Origin of the sequence: Azohydromonas sp., assembly GCF_035325925.1 — a bacterium.
Lineage (GTDB): Bacteria > Pseudomonadota > Gammaproteobacteria > Burkholderiales > Burkholderiaceae_C > Calidifontimicrobium.
In genome coordinates this window covers 70,234-94,444 of record NZ_DAOKZA010000005.1, presented here as the reverse complement: position 1 = coordinate 94,444, position 24,211 = coordinate 70,234, and the positions used below count along the sequence as shown (strand labels likewise).

Genomic DNA, 24,211 nt, shown 5'->3' with positions numbered 1-24,211 from the left:
GCCTCGAGCCTGTTGTGCCGAGGTTCCCGAAGGACCGCGGCGACTCTTAATAGGTCCGTTCAATGCTAGCAGCAAAGCCTTGATGCACCGAGGGAAAAGCCGGCACTTCCCCGCGCATCTCGTTGCGCCGGACCGACGCTCCGTAGGCCTTCACTGCCGCCTGATGCGTAGCATCGACCATCGCCGCAGGCCGCGCACAACTCGCTTCGCGGCACACTTCACACGCCGGCGCAGTTCCTGCACCCGGTTTCTATAATCGCGTCCCGAGGTTCGGCGTTCGCCGTGCCGATTCCGTGCCCTCACCGTGCTGGCCAGCGCCGGTGGCGGCGTCGATCGCCCGCGTCGCGCGGGCCCGCTTGTGGCCGCATCGAACCCCTATCCCTGGTTGCTGAAGTCCGCGGCGTGGGTCGTCGGTCTGGCGCTGGCCGCCGCACTGGCGGGGCTGTCGCTGCTGGCCATCGCGCTGGCATTCGCGTACCCGAACCTGCCGCCGATCGACAGCCTGACCGACTACCAGCCGAAGCTGCCGATGCGCGTGTACTCGGCCGACAAGGTGCTGCTGGCCGAGTTCGGCGAAGAGCGCCGCCACTTCGTGCCGATCGCGCAGATTCCGCAGGTGATGCGCCACGCGGTGCTGGCCATCGAGGACGCGCGGTTCTACGAGCACGACGGCGTCGACGTGCTGGGCATCGTGCGCGCCGGGCTGGCCAACGTCGGCGAGGCCAAGAGCCAGGGCGCCTCGACGATCACGATGCAGGTCGCGCGCAACTTCTACCTGTCGTCGGAGAAGACGTTCACGCGCAAGATCTACGAGATCCTGCTGGCGCTGAAGATCGAGACCAAGCTGACCAAGGACCAGATCCTCGAGGTCTACATGAACCAGATCTTCCTCGGCCAGCGCGCCTACGGCTTCGCCGCCGCCGCCGAGACCTACTTCGGCAAGCCGCTGGCGCAGCTGAACACCGCCGAGGCGGCGATGCTCGCCGGCCTGCCGAAGGCGCCGTCGGCGTACAACCCGATCGCCAACCCGCAGCGCGCGCTGGCGCGCCAGCGCCACATCCTCGAGCGCATGCGCGAGGTCGGCTTCATCGACGACGCCGAACTCGCCGCCGCGAAGGCGCAACCGATGGTCTACCGCCAACCGTCGGAGGTGTCGGTGCACGCCGAGCACGCCGCCGAGACGGCACGCCAGCTGGTGTACGCCCAGTGGGGCGACGAGGCCTACGCGCGCGGCCTGAACGTGGTGCTCACGCTGGACACGCGCGACCAGGTCGCGGCCTACAAGGCGCTGCGCGAAGGGCTGATGAACTACGAGCGCCGGCAGCACTTCCGCGGCCCCGAGGCCTACGTCGACCTGCCCGCCGACCCGGCGGCGATCGACCTGCGCATCGCCGAGGCGCTGGCCGAGCACCCCGACAACGACGAGCTGCGCGCGGTCGTCGTGCTCGAGGCGTCGCCGAAGCGCGTCGTCGCCGCGTTGCAATCGGGCGAGACCATCACCGTCACCGGCGCCGGGCTGAAGCCGGTCGAGTCGGGGCTGTCGAGCCGCGCGGCACCGAACAAGCAGATCCGCCGCGGCGCCGTGGTGCGCGCCGTCGAGACCGGCAAGGGCCAGTGGACGCTGACGCAGATGCCCGAAGTCGAGGGCGCGTTCGTCTCGCTCGACCCGCGCAGCGGGCACGTGCGCGCGATGGTCGGCGGCTTCGACTTCCGCAAGAGCAAGTTCAACCGCGTCACGCAGGGCTGGCGCCAGCCGGGGTCGAGCTTCAAGCCGTTCATCTACTCGGCCGCGCTCGAGCAGGGCGTGACGCCGTCGACGGTGATCAACGACGCGCCGCTGTTCTTCGACGCCACGACCACCGGCAGCCAGCCCTGGGAGCCGAAGAACTACGACGGCAAGTTCGAGGGCCCGATGTCGATGCGCACCGCGCTGGCCAAGTCGAAGAACATGGTGTCGATCCGCCTGCTGCAGACCATCGGCCCCGAGACGGCGCAGCGCTGGGTCGCGCGTTTCGGGTTCGACGCCGAGCGCCACCCGCCGTACCTGACGATGGCGCTGGGCGCCGGCGCGGTGACGCCGCTGCAGATGGCCAGCGCCTACGCCGTGTTCGCCAACGGCGGCCACCGCGTCGCGCCGACGCTGGTCAAGCGCATCACCGATGCACGCTCGCGCGTGCTGTTCGAGGCCGTGCCGCCGCCGCTGGACGCGAACTCGCGCGCCATCGACGAGCGCAACGCGTTCATCATGTCGAGCCTGCTGCAGGAGGTCACGCGCAGCGGCACCGCGGCGCGCGCGCAGGGCACGCTCAAGCGTCCCGACCTGTTCGGCAAGACCGGCACGACCAACGACTCGATGGATGCCTGGTTCGCCGGCTGGGGCCCGGGCGTGGTCGCGGTCGCCTGGGTCGGCCACGACACGCCGCGCAAACTCGGCGACCGCGAGACCGGCGGCGGGCTCGCGCTGCCGATCTGGATCGACTACATGGCGCAGGCGCTCAAGGGCGTGCCCGTGTACGCGCCGCAGGTGCCCGCCGGGGTCGTCAACGGCGGCGGCGACTGGGTCTACACCGAGTTCGCGCACGGCGGCGCGGTGACCAGCATCGGCATGGAGGACCTGGTGCCGCGCGCGCCCAGCGAGGACGAGCGGCGCGGCATCCTCGACCTGTTCAGGCGCTGAGCGGGCGCCTCACGGCTCGAAACGCAGCGCGCGGCCGGCGTACTCGCTGGCGCATTCGGACAGCACGTCGAAGAACTCGCGCCCGCCGCGCTCGAGCCAGCGCCCCGCGACGTGGTGGAAGTGGTAGCCCTGGCGCGCGGCGAGCCAGATCTCGTGCAGCGGCGGCTGCGTGTTGACGACGATCTTGCGCCCGCCGGGAAAACCCAGCTCGAGCAGGCCGCCGGTGCGCTGGGCGTCGATGTCGATCACGTCGTCCTGCAGCCAGCGGTCGGCGCGCGCCTCCACCGCGGCCAGCAGCGCACCGCTGAGGCGGTCGTACTCGGTGTCGGTCAGGGGCGTGACGGCGGGTCGGTCGGCCATGGTCGATAGAATTTGCGGCATGCAACGAGAAGGTCGACCGAGTGTAGCGGCCGCGCCGATGCCCCTGCGCGCGACGGCGCTGCTGGCGCTGGCGCTGGTGGCGGGCGCGCTCGCCGGATGCGGCCAGAAGGGGTCGTTGCATCTGCCGGCGCCCTCGGGCGCGGCGTCGGCGCCTGCGCGATGACGCTGCCCGGAGCGCCCTGGCTGCAGCGCCGCGGCCGATCGCTGTGGCTCGAGCAGGTCGACCTCGAGGCGCTCGCCCATGCCCACGGCACGCCGCTGTACGTCTACTCGCGCGCCGCCATGCGCGCCGCCGCCGCCGGCTATCGCCAGGCGTTGGCGGGCCGGCCGCACCTGCTGTGCTACGCGATGAAGGCCAACTCGAACCTCGCGGTGCTGCAGACGCTGGCCGCCGAGGGCTGCGGGTTCGACATCGTGTCGGCGGGCGAACTCGAGCGCGTGCTCGCCGCCGGCGGCGACCCGGCGCGTGTCGTGTTCTCGGGCGTCGGCAAGACCCGCGCCGAGATGCAGCGCGCACTCGAAGCCGGCGTGCGCTGCTTCAACGTCGAGAGCGCGTCCGAGCTCGAACGGCTGAACGAGGTGGCGCTGGCGCTGGGCCGCCGCGCGCCGGTGAGCCTGCGCGTGAACCCCGACGTCGACGCGCGCACGCACCCGTACATCTCGACGGGGCTGCGCGACAACAAGTTCGGCATCGCCCACGACGAGGCGCTCGCCGCGTACCACCGCGCCGCGTCGCTGCGCGGCATCGAGGTGCGCGGCATCGATTGCCACATCGGATCGCAGATCACCGAGGTCGCGCCGTACCTCGACGCGCTCGACCGCGTGCTCGACCTCGTCGAGGCCGTCGAGCGCGAGGGCATCGCGCTGCACCACCTCGACCTCGGTGGCGGGCTGGGCATCACCTACACCGACGAGAGTCCGCCGAGCGCCGACACGCTGGTGCGCGCGCTGCTGGCGCGCATCGACGCGCGCGGCCACGGCGCGCGCGAAATCGTGCTCGAACCCGGGCGCTCGCTGGTGGGCAACGCCGGCGTGCTGCTCACCGAAGTGCAGGTGCTCAAGCCGGGCGCGCACAAGAACTTCTGCATCGTCGACGCGGCGATGAACGACCTCGTGCGCCCCGCGATGTACGGGGCGTGGATGGCGATCGTGGCGTGCCGCGAGCGCGATGCCGCCGCGACGGTGTGGGACGTGGTCGGACCGGTGTGCGAGTCGGGCGACTGGCTCGGCCGCGACCGCCAGCTCGCCGTCGAGCCCGGCGACGTGCTCGCCGTGCTCTCGGCGGGCGCCTACGGCATGGTGATGGCGAGCAACTACAACAGCCGCCCGCGCGCCGCCGAGGTGATGGTCGACGGCGCGCTCGCGCACCTGGTGCGCGAGCGCGAGAGCGTGCACGACCTCTTTGCCGGCGAGCGACTGCTGCCGGGGTGAGGACCGGCTGCGGCAGGGCGTCGCGCGCGGCGGCAGGTCACCCACGCGAGCCCGCAGCGGGCACCGCCTGCCCCGACGCACGGCCCGGCGCAGTCCGCCGGCGCGGCGCCGGCGGACTGCGCGGGTCGGCGACGGACGACGGGTGTGCGGCGTTCGCGGTCACGGGAAACGGACACGTCGGCGGCTCAGATCCGCCCCTCCTCGACCGCGTGGCACGCCACCTGCACGCTGCGGATCGATTGCAGCGCCGGACGCTCGCGGTGGCAGCGTTCGTTGGCGTGCGGGCAGCGCGGGTGGAACGCGCAACCGCTCGGCGGGTTCAGCGGGTTGGGCACCTCGCCCTGCACCGGCGTGCGCGAGCGCCCGGACATGTGGATGTCGGGGATCGCGTCGAGCAGCATGCGCGTGTACGGGTGGCGTGGCGCGGCGAACAGCTGGCGCTTGGGCGACAGCTCGACCAGACGCCCGAGGTACATCACGCCGACCTCGTCGGAGACGTGACGCACCACCGCGAGGTTGTGCGAGATGAACAGGTAGGTCAGCTGCCGCTCGCGCTGCAGGTCCTTCATGATGTTCAGCACCTGGGCCTGCACCGACACGTCGAGCGCCGACGTGGGCTCGTCGCAGACCAGGAACTCGGGGCCGGTGGCGAGCGCGCGCGCGATCGAGATGCGCTGGCGCTGGCCGCCCGAGAACTGGTGCGGGAACTTCTCGCAGTCGGCCTCGGCCAGCCCGACCGAACGCAGCAGTTCGACGACGCGCGCGCGCAGCGCCGCGTCGCCCTGCACCAGCGCGTGCTCGCGCAGCGGCTCGGCGATGATGTCCAGCACCTTCCAGCGCGGGTTGAGGCTGGCGTACGGATCCTGGAAGATCATCTGCATGCGCCGGCGCAGCGCCCGCAGCTCGGCGCCGCGCACGCTGGCGGCGTCGACGCCGTCGAAGTGCACCGAGCCGCGCGTGGGCGCGTACAGCCCGACCAGCAGCCGCGCGACCGTGCTCTTGCCGCAGCCCGACTCGCCGACCAGCGCCAGCGTCGTGCCGCGCGCGATCGCGAAGCTCACGCCGTCGACCGCGTGGACGAACTGGCGCGGCTTGCGCTCGACGACGCGATTCAGCCAAGGCGCCGACACGTCGAACACCTTGGCCAGGTCGCGCACCTCGACCAGCGTGCGCGTGGCCACTGAAGCCTCGCTCATGCCGCGCCTCCCGCGCGCAGCCAGCACGCGGCGCGCGTCGCGCCGGCGACCATCAGCTCGGGGCGCTCGCGCCGGCAGCGCTCGAACGCCTGCGGGCAGCGCGGGTTGAACGCGCATCCGGTGGGAATCGCGTTCAGGCGCGGCATCGCGCCGTCGATCTGCAGCAGCCGTTCGCGGTCTTCGTCCATCGCCGGGATCGAGCCCATCAGGCCCTCGGTGTAGGGGTGGTGCGGGCGGTGGATCACGTCGTGCACCGGCCCCACCTCGACGATGCGCCCGGCGTACATCACCGCGACGCGGTCGCAGGTCTCGGCGATCACCCCCATGTCGTGGGTGACCAGCATCACCGCCGCGCCGTGCACCTTGCACAGCTTCTTCAGCAGCGAAATGATCTGCGCCTGGATCGACACGTCGAGCGCGGTGGTCGGCTCGTCGGCGACGATCAGCCGCGGCTCGGCCGCCAGCGCCAGCGCGATCACCACGCGCTGGCGCATGCCGCCCGAGAACTGGTGCGGGTACTGGTCGATGCGCTGCTCGGCGGCCGGGATGCCGGTTTCCTGCAGCAGCCGGATCGCGCGCTGCCGCGCCTCGGCCTCGGACACCGGCAGGTGCGTGCGGATCGTCTCGACGAGCTGGCGCCCGATCGTGTACAGCGGGTTCAGCGACGTGAGCGGGTCCTGGAAGATCGCGCCGATCTTGCGCCCGCGGATCGCGCGCATGCGCTCGTACGGCAGGTCGTCGATGCGCTGGCCCTCGAGGCGGATCTCGCCGCCGGCGATGCGCCCCGGCGGCTCGAGCAGCCCGATGATCGCCGCGCCCGTCAGGCTCTTGCCCGCCCCCGACTCGCCGACCACGCCGAGGATCTCTCCCGGCGCGATCTCGAACGACACGTCGTCGAGCGCGAGCAAGGTGCCGCGGCGCGTCGGGAACTCGACGCGCAGGTGCTTCACTTCGAGCAGGGGCGCCGTCATGGCCGTGGTCCGCGGCGCGGCGGCGCCACCCGCGACAAGTCGTCGACCGGCTTTCGAGCGACCGCTACGGGTGAGGCTTCGCCGGTCCGCTGGCGGTGCCCCCCCGGGGGGGAGGCGCCGAAGGCGCTTCGGGGGGGATTCATCTCAGCCTCGGGTTCAGCGCGTCGCGCAGCCAGTCGCCGAGCAGGTTCACGGACAGCGCGATCAGCACCAGCACCACGCCCGGGAAGATCGTGATCCACCACTCGCCGGAGAACAGGAAGTCGTTGCCGATGCGGATCAGCGTGCCCAGCGACGGCTGCGTCGGCGGCACGCCGACGCCGAGGAACGACAGCGTGGCCTCGATGATGATCGCCGACGCGACCTGGATCGTCGCCAGCACCAGCACCGGTCCGAGCACGTTGGGCAGCACGTGCTTGCGCATGATGCGAAACGGCGCGACGCCGACCACGCGCGCCGCCTGCACGTACTCCTTGTGGCGCTCGACCAGCGTCGAGCCGCGCACGGTGCGCGCGTACTGCACCCAGCCCGACAGCGAGATCGCGAGGATCAGCACCGCGAAGGCCAGCGTCTCGTGCGCGTTGGGGAACATCGCCCGGCCGACGCCGTCGATCAGCAGCGCGATCAGGATCGCCGGGAACGACAGCATCACGTCGCACACGCGCATGATGAAGGCGTCGGTCTTGCCGCCGGCAAAACCCGACAGCAGCCCCAGCGCGACGCCGATCAGCACCGACAGCGCCACCGACGCCAGCCCGACGAACAGCGAGATGCGCGCGCCGTACATCAGCGCGGACAGGATGTCGCGCCCCTGGTCGTCGGTGCCCAGCAGGTACTTGCTCGTGCCGCCCTCGAGCCACGCCGGCGGCAGCCGCGAGTCGGCGAGCTCGAGCGAGGCCAGGTCGAACGGGTTGTGCGGCGCGACGAAGTCGGCGAACACCGCGCAGAAGGCGCACACCAGCGCGATCGCCGCGGCGACGATCGCCACCGGTGAACTGCGGAAACTGTGCCAGACGTCGCCGTCGAAGAACCGGCGCAGGGCGGCTTGCATCGGGTGGGGGAGCGAAACGCGTGGGGGCCCGCCGGCGGCCGCACCGCCGGCGGGTGCCGGGTCACTTGACCGTGACGTAGCGGTACGGCATGAAATTGTCGGGCAGCTGCACCAGGTCGACGTTCCTCTTCATCGCCCACGCCAGCGCCTGCTGGTGCAGCGGGATGTGGCCGACGTCGTCGGCGTGGATCTTGAACGCCTCGGCGATCATCGCGTTGCGCTTGGCCTGGTCGGTCTCGCTCTGGATCTGCTGCGTCAGCTCGTCGAGCCGCGGGTTGCTGTACCAGCCCAGGTTGAACTGCCCCTGCCCCTTGTCGTTGGGCGTGGCCATCAGCGACGACAGCGGGTTGTGCGAGTCGTACGTGCCCGGCGTCCAGCCCAGCAGGTAGAAGCTGGTGTCGCGGCGCAGGATCTTCGGGAAGTACGTGGTCTTGCTCTCGGCCATCAGGTTGACCTTGACACCGATGCGCGCCAGGTTCGCGGCGACCGCCTGGCAGATCTCGCCGTCGTTGACGTAGCGGTCGTTCGGGCAGTTCATGCCGACCTCGAAGCCGCTCGGGTAGCCGGCCTCGGCGAGCAGCTTCTTCGCCGCCTCGGGGTCGTACGGCAGGCGCTTGTTCTGCTCCGCGACGAAGCCCTTGATGCCGGGCGCGACCATCAGCGCCGTCGGCGTGGCGGCGCCGCGCATCACGCGCGACTTGATGGTCTCGATGTCGATGGCCTGGTAGAAGGCCTGGCGCACGCGCCGGTCCTTGAACGGGTTCTTGCCCTTGACGCTGGAGAACAGCAGTTCGTCGCGCCGCTGGTCCATGCCGAGGAAGATCGTGCGCAGCTCGGGGCCCTGCATCACCTTCAGGTTGGGGCTGGCCTGCAGGCGCGCGACGTCCTGCAGCGGCACCGGCTCCATCACGTCGATCTCGCCCGACAGCAGTGCGGCCACGCGCGTCGCGTCGTTGCCGATCGGCGTGAAGACGACCTCGGTGACGTTGCCCTCGATCTTGCCCCAGTAGCCGGGGTTGCGCTGCAGCACCGTGCGCTGGCTGGGCTGGCGCTCGCGCAGGCGGAACGGGCCGGTGCCGTTGGCACGGAAGCTCGCGGCGTTCTCGATGCCCTTGCGGCGGTCGACCGGCAGCGCCGCGTTGTTGTCCTCGCACCACTTCTTGCTGAGGATGTAGACGAGCGAGATCACGTCGGGAAGGATCGGGAACGGCGAGGCCGTCTCGATCTCGACGGTGTGGTCGTCGACCTTGCGCACCTCCTTGATCGACGAGGTGTAGCCCTTCATGTCCGAGCCCTCGCCGGCGGCGCGCTTGAACGAGAAGACGACGTCGTCGGCGGCGAAGGGCGTGCCGTCGTGGAACGTCACGTTGCGGCGCAGGTCGAAGCGCCAGACGGTGGGCGACGTCTGCCGCCACGCGGTGGCCAGCCCCGGCGTCAGCGCGAGTTTGCTGTCGCGCGCCACCAGCGGCTCGTAGATGTTGCCGGTGACGCTGAGCTGCAGCGACTCGTTGAGCGAGTGCGGGTCCATCGACATCGCGTCGCCCTGGTTGGCCACGCGCAGCGTGGCGGCCGAGGCGGCACCGAAGGCGAGCGCCAGTGCGGCGGCGACGAGGGTGGTCTTGAGCTTCATGGTCGCACTCTCCTGGGGGTCATGCGGGCGGGCGGGCCGCCTCGGGGTTGGCGTATCGGCACGGGCGGACCCTCAGTGGCCGGCCGCGGCCTTGTCGATACGCAGGCGCGGATCGACGGCGAAGTACAGCAGGTCGACGATCAGGTTGATGACGACGAAGATCAGCGCGATCAGGCACAGGTACGCCGCCATCACCGGGATGTCGGCGAACTGCACCGCCTGGATGAACAGCAGTCCCATGCCCGGCCACTGGAACACCGTCTCGGTGATGATCGCGAAGGCGATCAGCGAGCCGAGCTGCAGCCCGGTGATCGTGATCACCGGCACCAGCGTGTTCTTCAGCGCGTGGCCGAAGTACACGGCGCGGTTGGGCAGCCCGCGCGCCTTCGCGAACTTGATGTAGTCGGTGCGCAGCACCTCGAGCATCTCGGCGCGCACCAGGCGCATGATCAGCGCGAGCTGGAACACGCACAGCGTCACCGAAGGCAGGATCAGGTGCTTCCAGCCCACCGGCGACAGGAAGCCGGTGGTCCACGCGCCGATCGCGACGACCTCGCCGCGGCCGAAGCTGGGCAGCACCTTCAGCTCGACCGCGAAGACGAGGATCAGCAGGATGCCGATCAGGAACGTCGGCAGCGACACGCCGAGCAGCGAGCCCGCCATCGCCAGCTGCGCGCCGAAGCCGCCGCGCTTGAGCGCCGCGTAGACCCCCAGCGGGATGCCCACGACCAGTGCCAGCACCCCGGCGCAGATCGCCAGTTCCATCGTCGCCGGAAAGCGCTCGACGATCAGCGCCGACACCTTGCGCCCCTGTCGCAGGCTCAGCCCGAACTCGCCGCGCACCGCGTTGCCCACGAAGCGCGCGAACTGCACCGGGAACGGCTGGTCGAGGCCGAGGTCGGCGCGCAGGCGGTCGCGCTGCTCGGGCGTGGCGTCCTGGCCGAGCAGGTTGGTCACCGGGTCGCCGACGTACTGGAACAGCATGAAGGCGATGAACGCCACCGTCAGCATCACGATGACGGCCTGGACCAGGCGGCGGAGGATGAAGGCGAGCATGGGGGAGGCGGACTGTACCGCGGCGGGGCGGCGCGGGATCGGCTCGGCGCGCAGCGATGGCGGCTGCAGCCGCCAGCGGTGGGTCGCGGCTGCGGCGCGCGGCCTCGCAGGTCAACTTCCGGGCGGGCCCGAAGTCGGCCTAGGCCGCAACCGCACCGACGTCGCGCCGGGTCAATTGACCTTGACCAGGCGCATGTCGATGCGGTTGTCGGCGCGATGCACCAGCTCGACGCTGGTCTTCATCGCCCACGGGATCACCTGGTTGTGCAGCGGGATGTGCGACACGTCCTGGTGGCTCAGCAGCAGCGCCTGCTCGATCAGCTCGTTGCGCGTCTTCTGGTCGACCTCCTTCTTGACGCGTTCGACCAGCGCGTCCATCTGCGGGTTGCTGTAGCGCCCGACGTTGTAGTTGCCGTCGCCCTGCGCGCCGACCGAGCGCACCAGCGACTGCAGCGAGTACAGCGCGTCGAACGTCGGCACGCCCCAGCCGAGCATGTAGATGCTGGCCTCGTAGCGCTGGATCATCGGGAAGTAGGTCACCAGCGGCAGCGTGCGCAGCTTGGCCTTGACGCCGACGCGCGCCCACATCGCGGTCACCGCCTGGCAGATCTCCTCGTCGTTGATGTAGCGGTTGTTCGGGCACGCGAAGTCGACCTCGAAGCCGTCGGGATAGCCGGCCTCGGCGAGCAGCTTCTTCGCCGCGTCGACGTCGTACGGCCAGCGCTGGTCGGCCTTCTTCGTCCAGCCGTTGACCTGCGGCGCGATCAGCGTTCCCGTGGGCTGCGCCAGGCCGCGCATCGTCACGCGCGCGATCGTGTTGATGTCGATCGCCTGGTACAGCGCCTTGCGCACGCGAACGTCCTTCAGCGGGTTCTTGCCCTTGACGTTGCTGCCCGGCAGCTCGTCGCGGAACTGGTCCATGCCGAGGAAGATGGTGCGGTTCTCGGCCCCGTCGACCACCTTCAGCCCCTGCGTGCTGCGCAGCCGCGGCAGGTCGGCCGGCGAGGGGTCGAGGATCATGTCGACCTCGCCCGACAGCAGCGCGGCCACGCGCGTGGCCTCGGCCTTGATCGGCGTGTAGACGATTTCGGTGACGTTGCCCTCCATCTTGCCCCACCAGTTGGGGTTGCGCGCCAGCACCAGGCGCACGTCCTGCTCCCAGCTCTTGAGCATGAACGGGCCGGTGCCGTTGGCGTTGCGGTGCGCGAAGTTCTCGTCCTTGGTCTTGATGTCCTTCGGCTCGAGCGAGTTGTTCTTCTCGGCCCAGCCGCGGTCCATCATGCGCAGTTCGGTGAGCTGGCGCAGCAGCACCGGGTTCGGGCCCTTCGTCGTGATGTCGATGGTGTGGCTGTCGACCTTGGTGACCTTGTCGATGCCCTGCGTGTACACGCCGAAGTTCGACGTCTTGGCCATCGCGCGCTCGAGCGAGTAGACCGCGTCGTCGGCGTCGAAGTCGGCGCCGTCGTGGAACTTCACGCCCTGGCGCAACGTGACGCGCACCTGCGTGGGGCTGACCTGCTTGTAGCCCGTGGCCAGCAGCGGCTCGAGCGCGAAGTTGCGGCTGTTGTAATAGAACAGCGCCTCGTACACCGCGGCGTGGATGCCGTTGGCCAGCGCGTTGTTCTGCGAGTGGATGTCCCAGGTGGGGATGTCGCTGGCGCTGGCCCAGCGGAAGGTCTTGGCCTCGGCGGCGGTCAGGCCCAGGGCGAGCATCGCGGCGACGCCTGCCGCCGCGGACTTGCTGAACAGTTGCACCATGTCGGGGACTCTCTGATGACGAGACCCGGATGTTGCGCAAACGGCGTGGCGGACGTGAGCGGGAATGTCCTGATCCCGCCGCGTGCCGCGCGGCCAGAAAAAAGGCCGCCCGAAGGCGGCCTGCTGCAGTCGACGCGCCCGATCGGCGCGATCGATCAGAAGCTGTGGCGGATGCCGAACTCGTAGCCCGTCGACTTGTCGCCAGCCAGGATGGCCGGGCCGCTGCCCGACGCCGTGAACCGCGCCGCGCCGTCGTTGTCGACCTGCGAGTAATGCGCGTACAGCGCGGTGCGCTTCGACAGGTCGTAGACGTAGCCGACGGCGATCTGGGTCGCCTCGAACAGGTCGTCGGCGACGCCGTACGACACCTTGAAGGTGCCCGGGCCGACCGGCACGTTGGCGCCGACGAGCCAGTTGGTCTGCTTGTTCGCCGCCTTGTACTGGTGGTACTGGGCCATGAACGTGGCGAAGCCGGCGTTGAACGACGCGCCGATGTTCCAGGCCTTCAGCGTGTCGGCGGTGGTGTCGGTTTCGCCATAGGCGACGGCCACGTTGGCCGGGCCGCCTTGCCAGCCCAGACGAACACCCCAGTACTCGTTGTTCTTCGTGCCGCCGATCTTGTCCTCGCCCATCGCGTACTGCGCCTGACCGTACAGGCCGCCCAGGCCGGCCGGCAGGAAGTAGCCGATCGTGTTGTTGGCGCGCACCAGCGTGATCGCGGTCGTGCCCGTGGTCTGGATGTTGGTCTGCGAACCGACGCCCTGCGTGCCGAACGGATCGAACACGGTGTGGTTCCAGAAGGTCGGGGTGTAGTCGCGGCCGAGGCGGATCTCACCGAAACCGCCCATCAGGCTGACCGTCGAGCGACGGTTGAAGAACACCGAAGTCTGGCCGTTGCTGCCACCGGTGCCGCCGGTGTCCATCGACAGGCCGCCCTCGAGCCAGAAACCGGCCTTCAGGCCACCGCCGATGTCCTCGACGCCGCGGAAGCCGAGGCGCGACGACGCGTTGCCGTCCTGGCTCAGCGAGGTCTCCGAACCGGCACTGTCGTTGTCGACATGGCGAACGTTCAGGTCGGCGATACCGAACAGCGTGACCGACGACTGGGCCATGGCCGAACCGGCGAACGCGCCGAGGACGGCCAGAGCGATCAGGGATTTTTTCATTGCCACTATCTCCTGGGTTGAACAAGAAGTGCCGATCGGGGGAGGAGCCAATCACCGCGAGGCGAGGCTGATCGGACCGACCTCCGTGACGGAAGCTGAACGTATTGCACCAGACCGCCGTGACCGGCGCCAAGCGTTGCCCCTGAAAAAGGCCGCCGCTGTTGCAGTAGCACAACGAGCAGACAAACATAGTGGGCACATACTTGCCTTTACGGCCTTCGCCGCGGGTCCAGGGCCCCGACGCGGCATCGGCTATGCTGTTTCGCATGAATCCGACCGACGACGTCCTGGTCGCGCTGGACAACGGACTGCGCACCCTGTTCGGCACCGTGCACGCGTCGCGGCCGGCGCCGGCCGCGCCGAGCGGCGGGGACCTCGACCCCGGGCAGCGCGCGCTGTCGGGAGCCTTGATGCGTGTCAATCACGTCGGCGAGGTCTGCGCCCAGGCGCTGTACCAGGCGCAGGCGCTGACCGCGCGCACACCCGAACTGCGCGAGCAGATGCGGCGCGCCGCGCGCGAGGAGACCGACCACCTGGCGTGGACGCAGCGCCGCCTCGACGAGCTCGGCGACCACGCCAGCCGGCTCAACCCGCTGTGGTACGCCGGCGCCTTCGGCATCGGGCTGGTCGCCGGGCGTTTCGGTGACCGCGTCAGCCTGGGTTTCGTCGTCGAGACCGAACGCCAGGTCGAGCAGCACCTGGCCGGGCACCTGCAGCGCCTGCCCGAGGCCGACACCGCATCGCGCGCGATCGTCGAGCAGATGATGCACGACGAGGCACGCCACGGCGCCGAGGCGCTGGCCTCCGGCGGCGCCGAACTGCCGCTGCCGGTGCGCGCGCTGATGCGTGCCGCCGCCAAGGTCATGACGCTGACCGCGCACCGCGTCTGAGCGCGCCGACGGCGCGCTCAGGCCTCGACGATCTCGAACGAAGTCGTGATCTCGGCCGTCTTGCCCAGCATCGCGCTGGCCGAGCAGTACTTCTCGTGCGACAGCGCGATCGCGCGCTCGACCGCCGCCGGGGGCAGGCCGCGGCCGCTGACGGTGAAGTGCAGGCGGATGCGGGTGAAGACCTTCGGGTCGGTCGGCGCGCGCTCGGCGTCGACCGCGACACGGCAGCCGCGCACGTCGTGGCGACCGCGCTTGAGGATCAGCACCACGTCGTAGGCGCTGCAAGCCCCGCTGCCGGCGAGCACCGTCTCCATCGGCCGAGGTGCCAGGTTGCGCCCGCCGCCGTCGGGCGCCCCATCCATCGTCAGCAGGTGGCCGCTGCCGGTCTCGGCGACGAAGCCCATGCCGCTGTCGGGCACCCAGTGGATCGTGCATTGCATGGCTGCGCTTCCTGCACCGCAACGGCGCGTGGTCGGTGACACGGGGCCGGATTGTGCCCGTGCCGGTCGGCTGGAGGCTCTTCCCTAGGCCCGCGCCCACCGTGGATATTGCAGCGCAACATCGGGCACGCTAGACTGACTCCAAGGTTGTGCGATCAGCGGCATGCGCCGCCGGCGCTCGGCAACCACCGCTTGTCTCCTCCACCTCCTTCAATGGTGGTTCGGGCCCGGGGCGCGAGTCCCGGGCTCTTTTTTTGCCTCGCCGGGCCGCGGCTATCATCGCGGCCCCATTCGACCGGCTGCCGCCGCGGCGGCAGCGCAGCTTCATGCCCGGCGCCGCCAACACGCGCAACCCGCGCCCGACCGACGAATACCTGCGCAGGATCCTCACCGCCAAGGTCTACGACGTGGCGATCGAGTCGCCGCTGGAGCCGGCGCGTGCGCTGTCGAAGCGGCTCGGCCACACGGTGCTGCTCAAGCGCGAGGACCAGCAGCCGGTGTTCAGCTTCAAGCTGCGCGGCGCGTACAACAAGATGGCGCACCTCGCGCCCGAGCAGCTGGCGCGCGGCGTGATCTGCGCGTCGGCGGGCAACCACGCGCAAGGCGTCGCGCTGGCCGCCAAGCGGCTGGGCTGCCGCGCCGAGGTGGTGATGCCGGTGACCACGCCGCAGCTGAAGATCGACGCGGTGCGCGCGCTCGGCGGCCACGTCGTGCTGCACGGCGACAGCTATTCCGACGCCTACACCCACGCGCTGGAACTCGAACGCGAGCGCGGCCTGACCTTCGTGCACCCGTTCGACGACCCCGACGTGATCGCCGGCCAGGGCACGATCGGCATGGAGATCCTGCGTCAGCACCAGGGGCCGATCGACGCGGTCTTCGTGGCCATCGGCGGCGGGGGGCTGGTCTCCGGCGTGGCCGCCTACATCAAGGCGGTGCGCCCCGAGATCCGCGTGATCGGCGTGCAGACCGCCGACTCCGACGCGATGCTGCGCTCGGTGCGCGCCGGCAGGCGGGTGCAGCTGCACGACGTGGGGCTGTTCTCCGACGGCACCGCGGTCAAGCTCGTCGGCGAGGAGACCTTCCGGCTGGCGCGCGAGCTGGTCGACGACTTCGTCGTCGTCGACACCGACGCGGTGTGCGCCGCGATCAAGGACGTGTTCGAGGACACGCGCAGCATCATGGAGCCCGCCGGCGCGCTGGGCGTGGCCGCGCTCAAGCAATACGCCGCCGCGCAGGCCACCAGGGGGCAGACGCTGGTGGCGATCACCTGCGGCGCGAACATGAACTTCGACCGCCTGCGCTTCGTCGCCGAGCGCGCCGAGGTCGGCGAGCAGCGCGAGGCGCTGTTCGCGGTGACGATCCCCGAGGAGCGCGGCTCGTTCAAGCGCTTCTGCGCGCTGGTCGGCCCGCGCAACGTGACCGAGTTCAACTACCGCATCAGCGACACGCAGGTGGCGCACGTGTTCGTCGGCGTCGCGATCCACCGCGCCGGCGAGGCCGACACGATCGCGCGAAACTTCGAGCGCCACGGCTTCGCCACCATCAACCTGACCGACGACGAGCTCGCCAAGCTGCACATCCGCCACCTGGTCGGCGGGCACTCGGACCTCGCGCACGACGAGCGGCTGTTCCGCTTCACCTTCCCCGAGCGCCCCGGCGCGCTGATGAAGTTCCTCGCGGCGATGCACCCGGGCTGGAACATCAGCCTGTTCCACTACCGCAACCAGGGCGCCGACTACGGGCGCATCCTGGTGGGCATCCAAGTGCCGCGCAGCGACCGGCGCGCGCTGCGCGAGTTCCTCGACGCGCTCGGTTACGCCTACGTCGACGAGACCGACAACCCCGTGTACCGGTTGTTCCTGCGCTGAGCGGCGCCGGCGGCGCGGCGCTGCCGCCCACCGGCGGATCCGTACACTGCGCGCATGGCTGGCTCCCGCTCGCTCGTCGCGCCGACGTCGAACCCGCTGCTCGAACGCGCGCTGCGCGACAAGCTGCAGCGGCGCAGCGCCACCTGCGGCAGCCTCGGCGAGCTCGAACCGCTGGCGATCCGCCTCGGGCTGATGCAGAACACGCTCAAGCCGCGGCTGCGCGACCCGCAGGTGCTGCTATTCGCCAGCGATCACGGCCTGGTCGTCGACGGCGTCGCCGCACCGCAGCGCAGCACGCGCGACCAGGTGCTGCAGGTGCTGGGCGGCCAGTCGCCGCTGACGGTGTTCGCGCGCATCCAGGGCATGGCGCTGGCCGTCGTCGACGCCGGCGTCGCCGAGCCGCTGCCCAAGCACGACCACCTGCTGGTGCGCAAGATCGCGCACGGCACGCGCAACGCGCGCGTGCACGCCGCGATGAGCGTCGACCAGGCGCACGCGGCGATCCGAGCCGGCATGGAGATCGCCGAGGCGCTACGCGGCAACGTGGTGCTGTGCGCGGGGCTCGGCGTGGGCGCCGACGTCAGCGCCGCGCTGGTGCTGTCGAGGCTGTCCGACTGCCCGGTGCGCGACCTGCTGCTCGCCGACGAGGACATGGACGGCGAGGCGCTGATGCGCCTGCTCGCGGTGGCGCAGGGGGCGCAGGCGCGCCACCGCGACCTCACCGACCCGGTCGAGGTGCTGGCGGCGTTCGGCGGCTTCGAGATCGCGATGATGGCCGGGCTGATGCTCGCCGCGGCCGCCAAGCGACAGCTGCTGCTGGTCGACGGCATGGCCGCGTGCGCCGCGCTGCGCGTGGCGCAGCGCATCGCCGCGCCGGTCACCGACTACTGCGTGTTCTGCCGCAGCCACGGCGCGTCGGGGCTGGACCACGCGCTGGCGCTGTTCCACGCGACGGCGCTGCTCGAGCTGGGCATGGACAGCATCGACGGCACCGGCGGCACGCTCGCGTGGCCGCTGATCAAGGCCGCCGCGGCGCTGCTGACCGAGGTCGCCGACGGCGAGGACCCGGGCCCGTCGCACCCCGGCGCGCTCGACGGCGCGACGAACACGCTGGCCGGCAGCGCACCCTGAGCGTCCACCGGCCCGGGCTGCACCCGGGGCGGGGCTGAAGCCGGGTCAGTCGGCGAGGTCGTTCGCCGGCTGCTCGCCGTCGGCCGCCGGCGGCAGCGACTGCACCTGCGCAGGCGTCGGCACCAGCTGGCCGGGCAGCGACACCGGCGGCGGCAGGCCCGGCCGGGGCACGCCCAGGACCGCGCCCCCCGGTCGCGGCAGTGCCACGCGTGCGGCGCCGCCCGGCGACGCACCGGCGGCCGCCAGCGTGCCGGTCGCCGGCGGCGGCAGCGCGGGCAGTTGCAGCCGCACCTCGACGCCCCCGCCGCGCGGCCCGAGTTCGGCGCCGAACGCGTGCACCGACTGCAGCACCGTCTGCCCCTCGACCACCGCGCCGACGCGGAACGCCTTGGCCGGCGCATCGTCGACGGCGATCAGCGCCACGCCCTCGGTGCGCGACGGGGCCTTCGGGGCGACCACGCCGACCAGGCGCAGCCGCGACGCCAGCCCGGGATCGGCCGACGGCTCGACGTCGCCCGCGCCCTGCGCGTCGGGATCGGCCTCGTCGCCGCCGAGCACGCGGCTCCAGTCGGCCCGGCCGGCGGCCGCGACGTCGACCAGCGTCGTGTGCGCCGGCGCCGTCGGCGACTCGACGCCCAGGCGCAGCGCCCAGTACACCGCGCTGGCGGCCACCGCCGCCCAGATCACGAAGGCCGACAGACGAGCGAACATGGGGCTTGATTATCATTGACCGCACCGTCACCCCGGCCCTCGACGCCCTCGCACCATGCCACCGCCGAACCGCCGCCTTGCCTTGCGCGACCCGCGCCGGCGCGGCTTCACGTTGATCGAGCTGATGGTGGTGCTGGTCATCATCGGCGTGCTCGCCGCGCTGATCGTGCCCAACGTGCTCGACCGCGCCGACGACGCACGCGTGACGGCCGCGCGCACCGACGTCGCCAACCTGATGCAGGCGCTCAAGCTGTACAAGCTCGACAACCAGCGCTTTCCCAGCGCCGAGCAGGGCCTCGAGGCGCTGGTGCGGCGCCCCGGCGTCGGCGTGGTCCCGACGAACTGGAAGCCCTACCTCGACAAGCTGCCCAACGACCCCTGGGGCCGGCCGTACCAGTACCTCAACCCCGGCGTGCGCGGCGAGATCGACGTGTTCAGCTTCGGCGCCGACGGCCAGCCCGGCGGTGAAGGCAACGACGCCGACGTCGGCTCCTGGCAGTAGGGGCCGACGCCGGCCCGACGGCGTTCGCGATGCGCCCGCCCCGCCGCCCCCGCGGCTTCACGATGGTCGAGCTGCTGGTGGTGGTCGCGCTGTTCGCGATCGCCGCCGGCGCGGTCAGCTTCGCGCTGCACGACGGCAGCGCCGCGCGCCTCGAACGCGACGCGGCGCGGCTGGCCGCGCTGCTCGAGTCGGCGCGCGCCGAGGCCCGCGCGTCGGCGCTGCCGGTGCGCTTCGAGGTGGCGTCGGCCGACGCTGCCGACCGTGCGCAGTTCCGCTTCGTCGGGTTGCCGCCGTCGTCGAAACTGCCGCAGCGCTTCCTCGACGACGAGGTCACCGCCGAAGTCGTCGGCGCCCGTGCGCTGGTGCTCGGCCCCGAGCCGCTGCTGCCGGCGCAGCGCGTCGTGCTCGCGCTCGGCGAGCGCCGGCTGGTGCTGGCCACCGACGGCCTCGCGCCGTTCGCGCCGCTGGCCGCCGAGGGCGCCCAGTGACGCCGCTTTGCCCGCCGCCGCGCGGCTTCACGCTGGTCGAGGTGCTGGTGGCCACCGCGGTGGTCGCGATCACGCTCGGCGCCGGGCTGAAGGCCGCCGGGGCGCTGGCCGGCAACACCCAGCGCCTGACCGACGTCAGCGCCGCGCAGTGGTGTGCCGACAACCGCCTCACCGAGCTGCGGCTGACGCGCCAGTTCCCCGGCATCGGCGACAGCGACTTCGGCTGCGAGCAGCTCGGCCGCCGCTACGCCGGCCGGCTTGAGGTGCGTGCGACGCCGAACCCGAACTTCCGCCGCGTCGACGCGCGCATCGCCGACGAGGACGGCATGCCGCTGCTGACGCTGTCGACCGTGCTGCCGAGGTTCTGATGCCTCGACCGGCCCAGCCCACGGCACGGCGACGCACACGGCCGGCACCGCGCGGCTTCACGCTGGTCGAGGTGCTCGTCGCGTTGGTCGTGATGGCTACGCTGACGGCGCTGGCCTGGCGCGGCATCGACGGCATCGCCCGCTCGCGCGAAACCAACGCCGCGCAGATGGAGCGCACGCTGCGGCTGAACACGGTGCTCGCGCAGTGGGCGCAGGACCTGCAGCGACTGCACCCGACCGACGTGGTGCCGGCCATCGCCTTCGATGGCGCATCGCTGCGGCTGGTGCGCGACGCCGACGGCGGCGTGCAGGTCGTCGTCTGGGCGCACCGCGGCAACCAGCTCACGCGCTGGAGCGGCCCGGTGGTCACGCGCGTCGCCGCGCTGCAGGACAGCTGGCTGGGCAGCCAGCAGCTGCTGGGCAACGAGGCGAACCAGTTGCGTGCGCTCGGCGGCGTCGCCGGCGTGCAGCTGTACTTCTTCCGCCGCGACGGCTGGAGCAACGCGCAGTCCAGCGGCGACCTGACGCGCACCGCCCCGGTGCCGGCGGCCGGCGCGTCGGCCCCCGCGGACGCGGCGTCGCAGCCGCCGGCGGCCGCGCGGCAGGTCGAGGAACTGCCCGGTGGCGTGCGCCTCGTGCTCGAGTTCGACGGCAGCGCCGGCTGGGGCGGCACGCTGACCCGCGACGTCGCGCTGGCGCCGCAGATGCTGCCATGACGCGGGACGCACCGCGACTGCAGCGCCGCCGGGTGACGCCGGCACGCCGCCCGGCACGCCAGCGCGGCGCCGCGCTGCTGGTGGCGATGCTCGTCGTGACGCTGGTGGCGACGCTGGCTGCCGGCATGATCTGGCAGCAGTGGCGCGCGGTGCAGGTGGAGGTGGCCGAACGCGCGCGGCTGCAGTCGGCGTGGATCCTGCAAGGCGCGCTCGACTGGGTGCGGCTGATCCTGCGCGAAGACGCGCGCAGCGGCGGCCCGGACCACCTCGGCGAGCCCTGGGCGGTGCCGCTGGCCGAGGCGCGGCTGTCGACCTTCCTCGCCGTCGACGGCGAGCACCACGCCGACACGGGCCCCGAGGCCTTCATGTCGGGCCGCATCCACGACGCGCAGGCGCGGCTGAACCTGCGCAACCTCGTCGACACCGAGGGCAAGGTCGACGCGGCGCAGCTGCGCATGCTGCAGCGGCTGTGCCAGGCGGGCGGGCTGCCGGCGTCGCTGGCCGAGCAGATCGCCGCCGGGCTGCGCGACGCCTGGGGCGAGGACCCCGGCACCGCGCCGCTGGCACCGCGCCGCGTCGACGAACTGCGCTGGCTCGGGCTCGACGCGTCGGCCGTCGCGCGGCTGGCGCCGTGGCTGGTGCTGCTGCCGACGCCGACACCGGTGAACCTGAACACCGCGCCACGCGAGGTGCTGATGGCCGCGCTCGAGGGCCTCGACGGCGGCAGCGCCGAGCGGCTGGTGCAGGCGCGCGATCGCGACCCGTTCCGGTCGGTCGAGCAGGCCAAGGCGCTGCTCGGCGCCGACACCGAGGTCCGCTTCGACGGTGCCGCGGTGTCGAGCCAGTTCTTCGTCGTCGAGGCGCGCATCCGACTCGACGATCGCGTGCTCGAGGAGCGCTCGCTGGTGCAGCGCGTCGACCGCGATGTGGTCACGCTGCAACGCGAGCGCGTGAACACGGTGCTGACGCGGTGATGCGACCGCCTCGCGATCCCGTGCGTGCCACTGCGCCCGCCGTCGGGGGTTATGCTGCGCGCGCCGAGCGGCGGCCCTGGCCCGTGCCGCGCCGCGACGACGCTCGGCACCGACCCATGACGCCCCCTGCACCGCCACGATGTCGCTGCTCGTGATCCTGATCCCGCCGCGCGAGCGCCTGCGCGCCGGCGGCGGCGCACCGGCGGCGCGGCCGGGCGGCGAGTTCGCGTACGTGCTCAGCGACGACGGGCTGACGCCGCGCCGGCACGGGCGCAGCGCCGCGGCGCTGCTGCCGCGCGCCGACAGCGTGGTCGCCGTGCTCGCCGACGGCGACGTGGGCTGGCACCGCGTCACGCTGCCGAAGGCGCCGCCGGCACGTCTGCGCGCCGCGCTGGCCGGTGTGCTCGAAGATGCGCTGCTCGACGAACCCGAGGCGATGCACTTCGCGCTCGCGCCGGGGGCCGTGTCCGGGCAGCCGACCTGGGTCGCCGCGGTGCACAAGGCGTGGCTGGCGGCGCACATCGCCGTGCTCGAACAGGCAGGCCGCAGCGTCGAACGCGTGCTGCCGTCGACCTGGCCCGACGAGCCCCCGCACGGGCACTTCTGGCTGCCCGACGACGCCGACGCCGGCGGCGCGCTGACGCTCGCCTGGAGCGACGCGCAGGGTGTGGTGCAGATGCGTGTGCAGGGCACGCTGGCGCGTGCCTGGCTGGCGCAGCGCCCGGGCGACGGCGTGCGCTGGACCGCGAGCCCGGCGGCGGCGGCGCCGGCCGAGCGCTGGCTCGGCGCGCCGGTGCAGGTGCTCGGCGACGACGAACGCGCGCTGCAGCCGGCGCGCACGCTGTGGAACCTGCGCCAGTTCGACCTCGCGCCGCGCCACCGCGGCACGCGCGCGCTGCGCGACCTGCTGCAGCGGCTGCGGTCGCCGGCGTGGCGGCCGGTGCGGCTCGGGCTGGCGGCGCTCGCGGCGCTGCACCTGGTCGGGCTGAACCTGTGGGCCTGGCAGCAGCGCAGCGCGATCGACGAGCGGCGTCAGGCGATGGTCGAGCTGCTGCGCAGCACGCACCCGCAGGTGCGCGCGGTGCTCGACGCGCCGCTGCAGATGCAGCGCGAGACCGCGGTGCTGCGTGGCGCCGCCGGCCGCGCCGGCGCGTCGGACCTGGAGGCGCTGCTGGACGCCGCCGCCGGCGCGTGGCCCGAGCCGCAGGGGCCGGCGCAGACGCTGCGCTACGAGGGCGACAGCCTGAGCTTTGCCGCCGCGGGCTGGGACGAGGCGCAGGTCGAGGCCTTCCGCCGGCGGTTGCGCGCCGACGGCTGGCAGCTCGAGTCGGTCGACGGGCGGTTGCGGCTGTCGCGCGCCGGCGGCGCGGGGGTGCGGTCGTGACGTCGCGCGGCGACGCGTTGGCCGCCGCGTTCGGTGCGCGGCTGGCGCCGTGGCGCGACCGCTGGCGCGCGCTGGCGCCGCGAGAACGCCGCCTGCTCGCGCTGGCCGCCGCGGTGGCCGGTGCGTTCGTGCTGTGGGCGGTCGCCGTCGCGCCGGCGTGGCGCACCGCGCGCACCGCACCGCTCGAACTCGAGCGGCTCGAGCGGCAGTGGCAGCAGATGCAGCGGCTGGCCGCCGAGGCGCGCGAACTGCGCGCGACGCCCGCGGTGTCGGCGACGAAGGCGGTGGCCGCGCTGCAGGCGTCGACGGCACGGCTGGGCGACGCGGCGCGGCTGACGCTGGCCGGCGACCGCGCGACCGTGACGCTGGCCGGCGTCGACGGGGCGCAGCTGCGCGACTGGCTCGCCGAGGTGCGCAGCGGCGCGCGCGCGCGGCCGGTCGAGGCGCAGCTGGTGCGCGGACCCGAGGGGTACGCGGGCAGTGTCGTGCTGGCGCTGCCCGACGGGGGCGGCGGGTCGTGAGCCGCCGCGTCGCCGCCTGGCTGCCGCGGCGCCGCGCCGCAGCCTTCGCCCGCAGCACGCACGCCGAGTCGACGCTGTCGGAACTGGCCTGGAAGCGGCGCCGCCACGCGACGCGGCGCTGGGCGCTGTGGGGCATACTCGTCGGCGCCTTGCTGGCGCTGCCGGCGTTCGCCCCCGCGGCGTGGCTGGCGCGCGCGCTGGCCGCCGGCACCGACGGCCGGCTGCTGCTGGCCGACGCGCGCGGCACGGCGTGGCGCGGCAGCGCGGTGCCGGTGCTCACCGGCGGGCCCGACAGCCGCGACGCGGCGGCCCTGCCCGGGCGTCTGGGCTGGCAACTGCGCTGGCGCGGCAGCGGCTTCGACCTGGTGCTGACGCACGACGGCTGCATCGACGGTGACCTGGTGCTGCACTGGCAACCCGGGCTGTCGCGGCAGACGCTGGCGCTGCAGCCGCGCGCCGACGGCGCCGTCGGCCAGTGGCCGATGGCCTGGCTGGCCGGCCTGGGCACGCCGTGGAACACGCTGCAGCCCGGCGGGCGCGCGCGGCTGAGCGCGTCGGCGGCGCGATTCGTGTGGGCCGGCAACCGCGTCGCCTTCGACGGCGCGGCGCAGTTGGACCTGCTCGGCGTGTCGTCGCGGCTGTCGACGGTCGACCCGCTGGGCAGCTACCGCCTGACGCTGCAGGGCCAGGGCGACGGCGCGACCGCGCTGGCGCTGTCGACGCTCGACGGCGCGCTGCGGCTGGACGGCAGCGGGCGCCTGGCTGGTGGCCGACTGCAGTTTCGCGGCCGTGGCCAGGCCGCGCCGGGCAGCGAGGCCGCGCTGGACAACCTGCTGAACATCATCGGGCGGCGCCAAGGCGCGTCGACCCTCGTTTCGATCGGATGAGCATGCCCCTG

At 72.4% G+C, this 24,211-nt stretch carries 24 protein-coding genes; 14 read left to right on the top strand and 10 right to left on the bottom strand.

Features of this window, described 5'->3' with window-relative positions; translation table 11 throughout:
• The first annotated feature begins 385 nt into the window (after window positions 1-385).
• Entirely contained in the window at window positions 386-2,677 is a 2,292-nt protein-coding gene (locus PKC53_RS03315) for a penicillin-binding protein 1A (RefSeq protein ID WP_324426275.1), read from the top strand.
• 9 nt (window positions 2,678-2,686) lie between these two features.
• Here the strand turns inward: PKC53_RS03315 and cyaY are convergent, their stop codons facing one another.
• Entirely contained in the window at window positions 2,687-3,037 is a 351-nt protein-coding gene (cyaY, locus tag PKC53_RS03310) for an iron donor protein CyaY (protein WP_324426273.1), read from the bottom strand.
• Here cyaY and PKC53_RS18920 point away from each other — a divergent pair.
• Window positions 3,036-3,221 (top strand): lipoprotein, encoded by a 186-nt coding sequence (locus PKC53_RS18920; protein ID WP_349255492.1) that lies wholly within the window; start codon window positions 3,036-3,038, stop codon window positions 3,219-3,221. The two genes, cyaY and PKC53_RS18920, sit on opposite strands and share 2 nt — an antisense overlap.
• Window positions 3,218-4,489, top strand: a complete 1,272-nt coding sequence (gene lysA, locus PKC53_RS03305) for a diaminopimelate decarboxylase (protein ID WP_324426271.1) — start codon at window positions 3,218-3,220, stop codon at window positions 4,487-4,489. The genes PKC53_RS18920 and lysA overlap by 4 nt, the downstream gene beginning before the upstream one ends.
• Before the next feature lie 185 nt (window positions 4,490-4,674).
• Here the strand turns inward: lysA and PKC53_RS03300 are convergent, their stop codons facing one another.
• The 7 genes from PKC53_RS03300 to PKC53_RS03270 all read right to left on the bottom strand — a co-directional run bounded on the left by PKC53_RS03300 (window position 4,675) and on the right by PKC53_RS03270 (window position 13,317).
• A complete protein-coding gene (locus PKC53_RS03300; RefSeq protein ID WP_324426269.1) occupies window positions 4,675-5,685 on the bottom strand; it encodes an oligopeptide/dipeptide ABC transporter ATP-binding protein in 1,011 nt (336 codons plus the stop codon).
• Window positions 5,682-6,656, bottom strand: a complete 975-nt coding sequence (locus PKC53_RS03295; RefSeq protein WP_324426266.1) for an ABC transporter ATP-binding protein — start codon at window positions 6,654-6,656, stop codon at window positions 5,682-5,684. Before PKC53_RS03295 ends, PKC53_RS03300 begins: the two co-directional genes overlap by 4 nt.
• Window positions 6,657-6,795: 139 nt before the next feature.
• Complete coding sequence (locus PKC53_RS03290; RefSeq protein ID WP_324426264.1) at window positions 6,796-7,707, bottom strand: ABC transporter permease; 912 nt, start codon at window positions 7,705-7,707, stop codon at window positions 6,796-6,798.
• Between the two features lie 61 nt (window positions 7,708-7,768).
• Entirely contained in the window at window positions 7,769-9,337 is a 1,569-nt protein-coding gene (locus PKC53_RS03285; RefSeq protein ID WP_324426262.1) for an ABC transporter substrate-binding protein, read from the bottom strand.
• Between the two features lie 72 nt (window positions 9,338-9,409).
• On the bottom strand, window positions 9,410-10,393 hold the full coding sequence (locus tag PKC53_RS03280; RefSeq protein ID WP_324426260.1) for an ABC transporter permease: 984 nt from the start codon (window positions 10,391-10,393) through the stop codon (window positions 9,410-9,412).
• Between the two features lie 171 nt (window positions 10,394-10,564).
• On the bottom strand, window positions 10,565-12,106 hold the full coding sequence (locus tag PKC53_RS03275; RefSeq protein ID WP_324426312.1) for an ABC transporter substrate-binding protein: 1,542 nt from the start codon (window positions 12,104-12,106) through the stop codon (window positions 10,565-10,567).
• Between the two features lie 200 nt (window positions 12,107-12,306).
• Complete coding sequence (locus PKC53_RS03270; RefSeq protein ID WP_324426258.1) at window positions 12,307-13,317, bottom strand: porin; 1,011 nt, start codon at window positions 13,315-13,317, stop codon at window positions 12,307-12,309.
• Window positions 13,318-13,583: 266 nt separating this feature from the next.
• Here PKC53_RS03270 and coq7 point away from each other — a divergent pair, with 266 nt between their 5' ends.
• Window positions 13,584-14,207, top strand: coding sequence for a 2-polyprenyl-3-methyl-6-methoxy-1,4-benzoquinone monooxygenase (gene coq7 / locus PKC53_RS03265; protein WP_324426255.1), 624 nt, complete (start codon window positions 13,584-13,586; stop codon window positions 14,205-14,207).
• A gap of 17 nt (window positions 14,208-14,224) precedes the next feature.
• On the opposite strand, the gene PKC53_RS03260 is transcribed toward coq7, so the two are convergent.
• Complete coding sequence (locus PKC53_RS03260) at window positions 14,225-14,647, bottom strand: OsmC family protein (RefSeq protein WP_324426253.1); 423 nt, start codon at window positions 14,645-14,647, stop codon at window positions 14,225-14,227.
• Window positions 14,648-14,973: 326 nt separating this feature from the next.
• Here PKC53_RS03260 and ilvA point away from each other — a divergent pair, with 326 nt between their 5' ends.
• The gene (gene ilvA / locus PKC53_RS03255) at window positions 14,974-16,518 is read left to right on the top strand and encodes a threonine ammonia-lyase, biosynthetic (protein WP_324426251.1); all 1,545 of its coding nucleotides are present in this window, start codon (window positions 14,974-14,976) and stop codon (window positions 16,516-16,518) included.
• A gap of 54 nt (window positions 16,519-16,572) precedes the next feature.
• A complete protein-coding gene (locus PKC53_RS03250) occupies window positions 16,573-17,649 on the top strand; it encodes a nicotinate-nucleotide--dimethylbenzimidazole phosphoribosyltransferase (RefSeq protein ID WP_324426249.1) in 1,077 nt (358 codons plus the stop codon).
• A 45-nt stretch (window positions 17,650-17,694) separates the two neighbouring features.
• On the opposite strand, the gene PKC53_RS03245 is transcribed toward PKC53_RS03250, so the two are convergent.
• Window positions 17,695-18,360 (bottom strand): hypothetical protein, encoded by a 666-nt coding sequence (locus PKC53_RS03245; protein ID WP_324426247.1) that lies wholly within the window; start codon window positions 18,358-18,360, stop codon window positions 17,695-17,697.
• A 55-nt stretch (window positions 18,361-18,415) separates the two neighbouring features.
• On the opposite strand from PKC53_RS03245, the gene gspG reads away from it, so the two are divergent.
• The 8 genes from gspG (at window position 18,416) to gspN (ending at window position 24,200) form a co-directional block, all read left to right on the top strand.
• On the top strand, window positions 18,416-18,862 hold the full coding sequence (gene gspG, locus PKC53_RS03240) for a type II secretion system major pseudopilin GspG (protein ID WP_324426245.1): 447 nt from the start codon (window positions 18,416-18,418) through the stop codon (window positions 18,860-18,862).
• Window positions 18,863-18,891: 29 nt separating this feature from the next.
• Window positions 18,892-19,350, top strand: coding sequence for a type II secretion system protein (locus tag PKC53_RS03235; protein WP_324426243.1), 459 nt, complete (start codon window positions 18,892-18,894; stop codon window positions 19,348-19,350).
• Window positions 19,347-19,718 carry a type II secretion system minor pseudopilin GspI gene (gspI, locus tag PKC53_RS03230; protein ID WP_324426241.1) on the top strand — a complete coding sequence of 124 codons (372 nt, stop codon included), beginning with the start codon at window positions 19,347-19,349 and terminating at the stop codon, window positions 19,716-19,718. Before PKC53_RS03235 ends, gspI begins: the two co-directional genes overlap by 4 nt.
• Complete coding sequence (locus tag PKC53_RS03225; RefSeq protein WP_324426240.1) at window positions 19,718-20,434, top strand: prepilin-type N-terminal cleavage/methylation domain-containing protein; 717 nt, start codon at window positions 19,718-19,720, stop codon at window positions 20,432-20,434. The genes gspI and PKC53_RS03225 overlap by 1 nt, the downstream gene beginning before the upstream one ends.
• Complete coding sequence (gene gspK, locus PKC53_RS03220) at window positions 20,431-21,408, top strand: type II secretion system minor pseudopilin GspK (RefSeq protein ID WP_324426238.1); 978 nt, start codon at window positions 20,431-20,433, stop codon at window positions 21,406-21,408. The genes PKC53_RS03225 and gspK overlap by 4 nt, the downstream gene beginning before the upstream one ends.
• Before the next feature lie 139 nt (window positions 21,409-21,547).
• Window positions 21,548-22,792: a type II secretion system protein GspL gene (gene gspL, locus PKC53_RS03215; RefSeq protein WP_324426236.1), complete on the top strand. Its 1,245-nt coding sequence runs from the start codon at window positions 21,548-21,550 to the stop codon at window positions 22,790-22,792.
• The gene (gspM, locus tag PKC53_RS03210; RefSeq protein WP_324426234.1) at window positions 22,789-23,313 is read left to right on the top strand and encodes a type II secretion system protein GspM; all 525 of its coding nucleotides are present in this window, start codon (window positions 22,789-22,791) and stop codon (window positions 23,311-23,313) included. Before gspL ends, gspM begins: the two co-directional genes overlap by 4 nt.
• Complete coding sequence (gspN, locus tag PKC53_RS03205) at window positions 23,310-24,200, top strand: type II secretion system protein N (protein ID WP_324426232.1); 891 nt, start codon at window positions 23,310-23,312, stop codon at window positions 24,198-24,200. Before gspM ends, gspN begins: the two co-directional genes overlap by 4 nt.
• Window positions 24,201-24,211 lie beyond the last annotated feature (11 nt).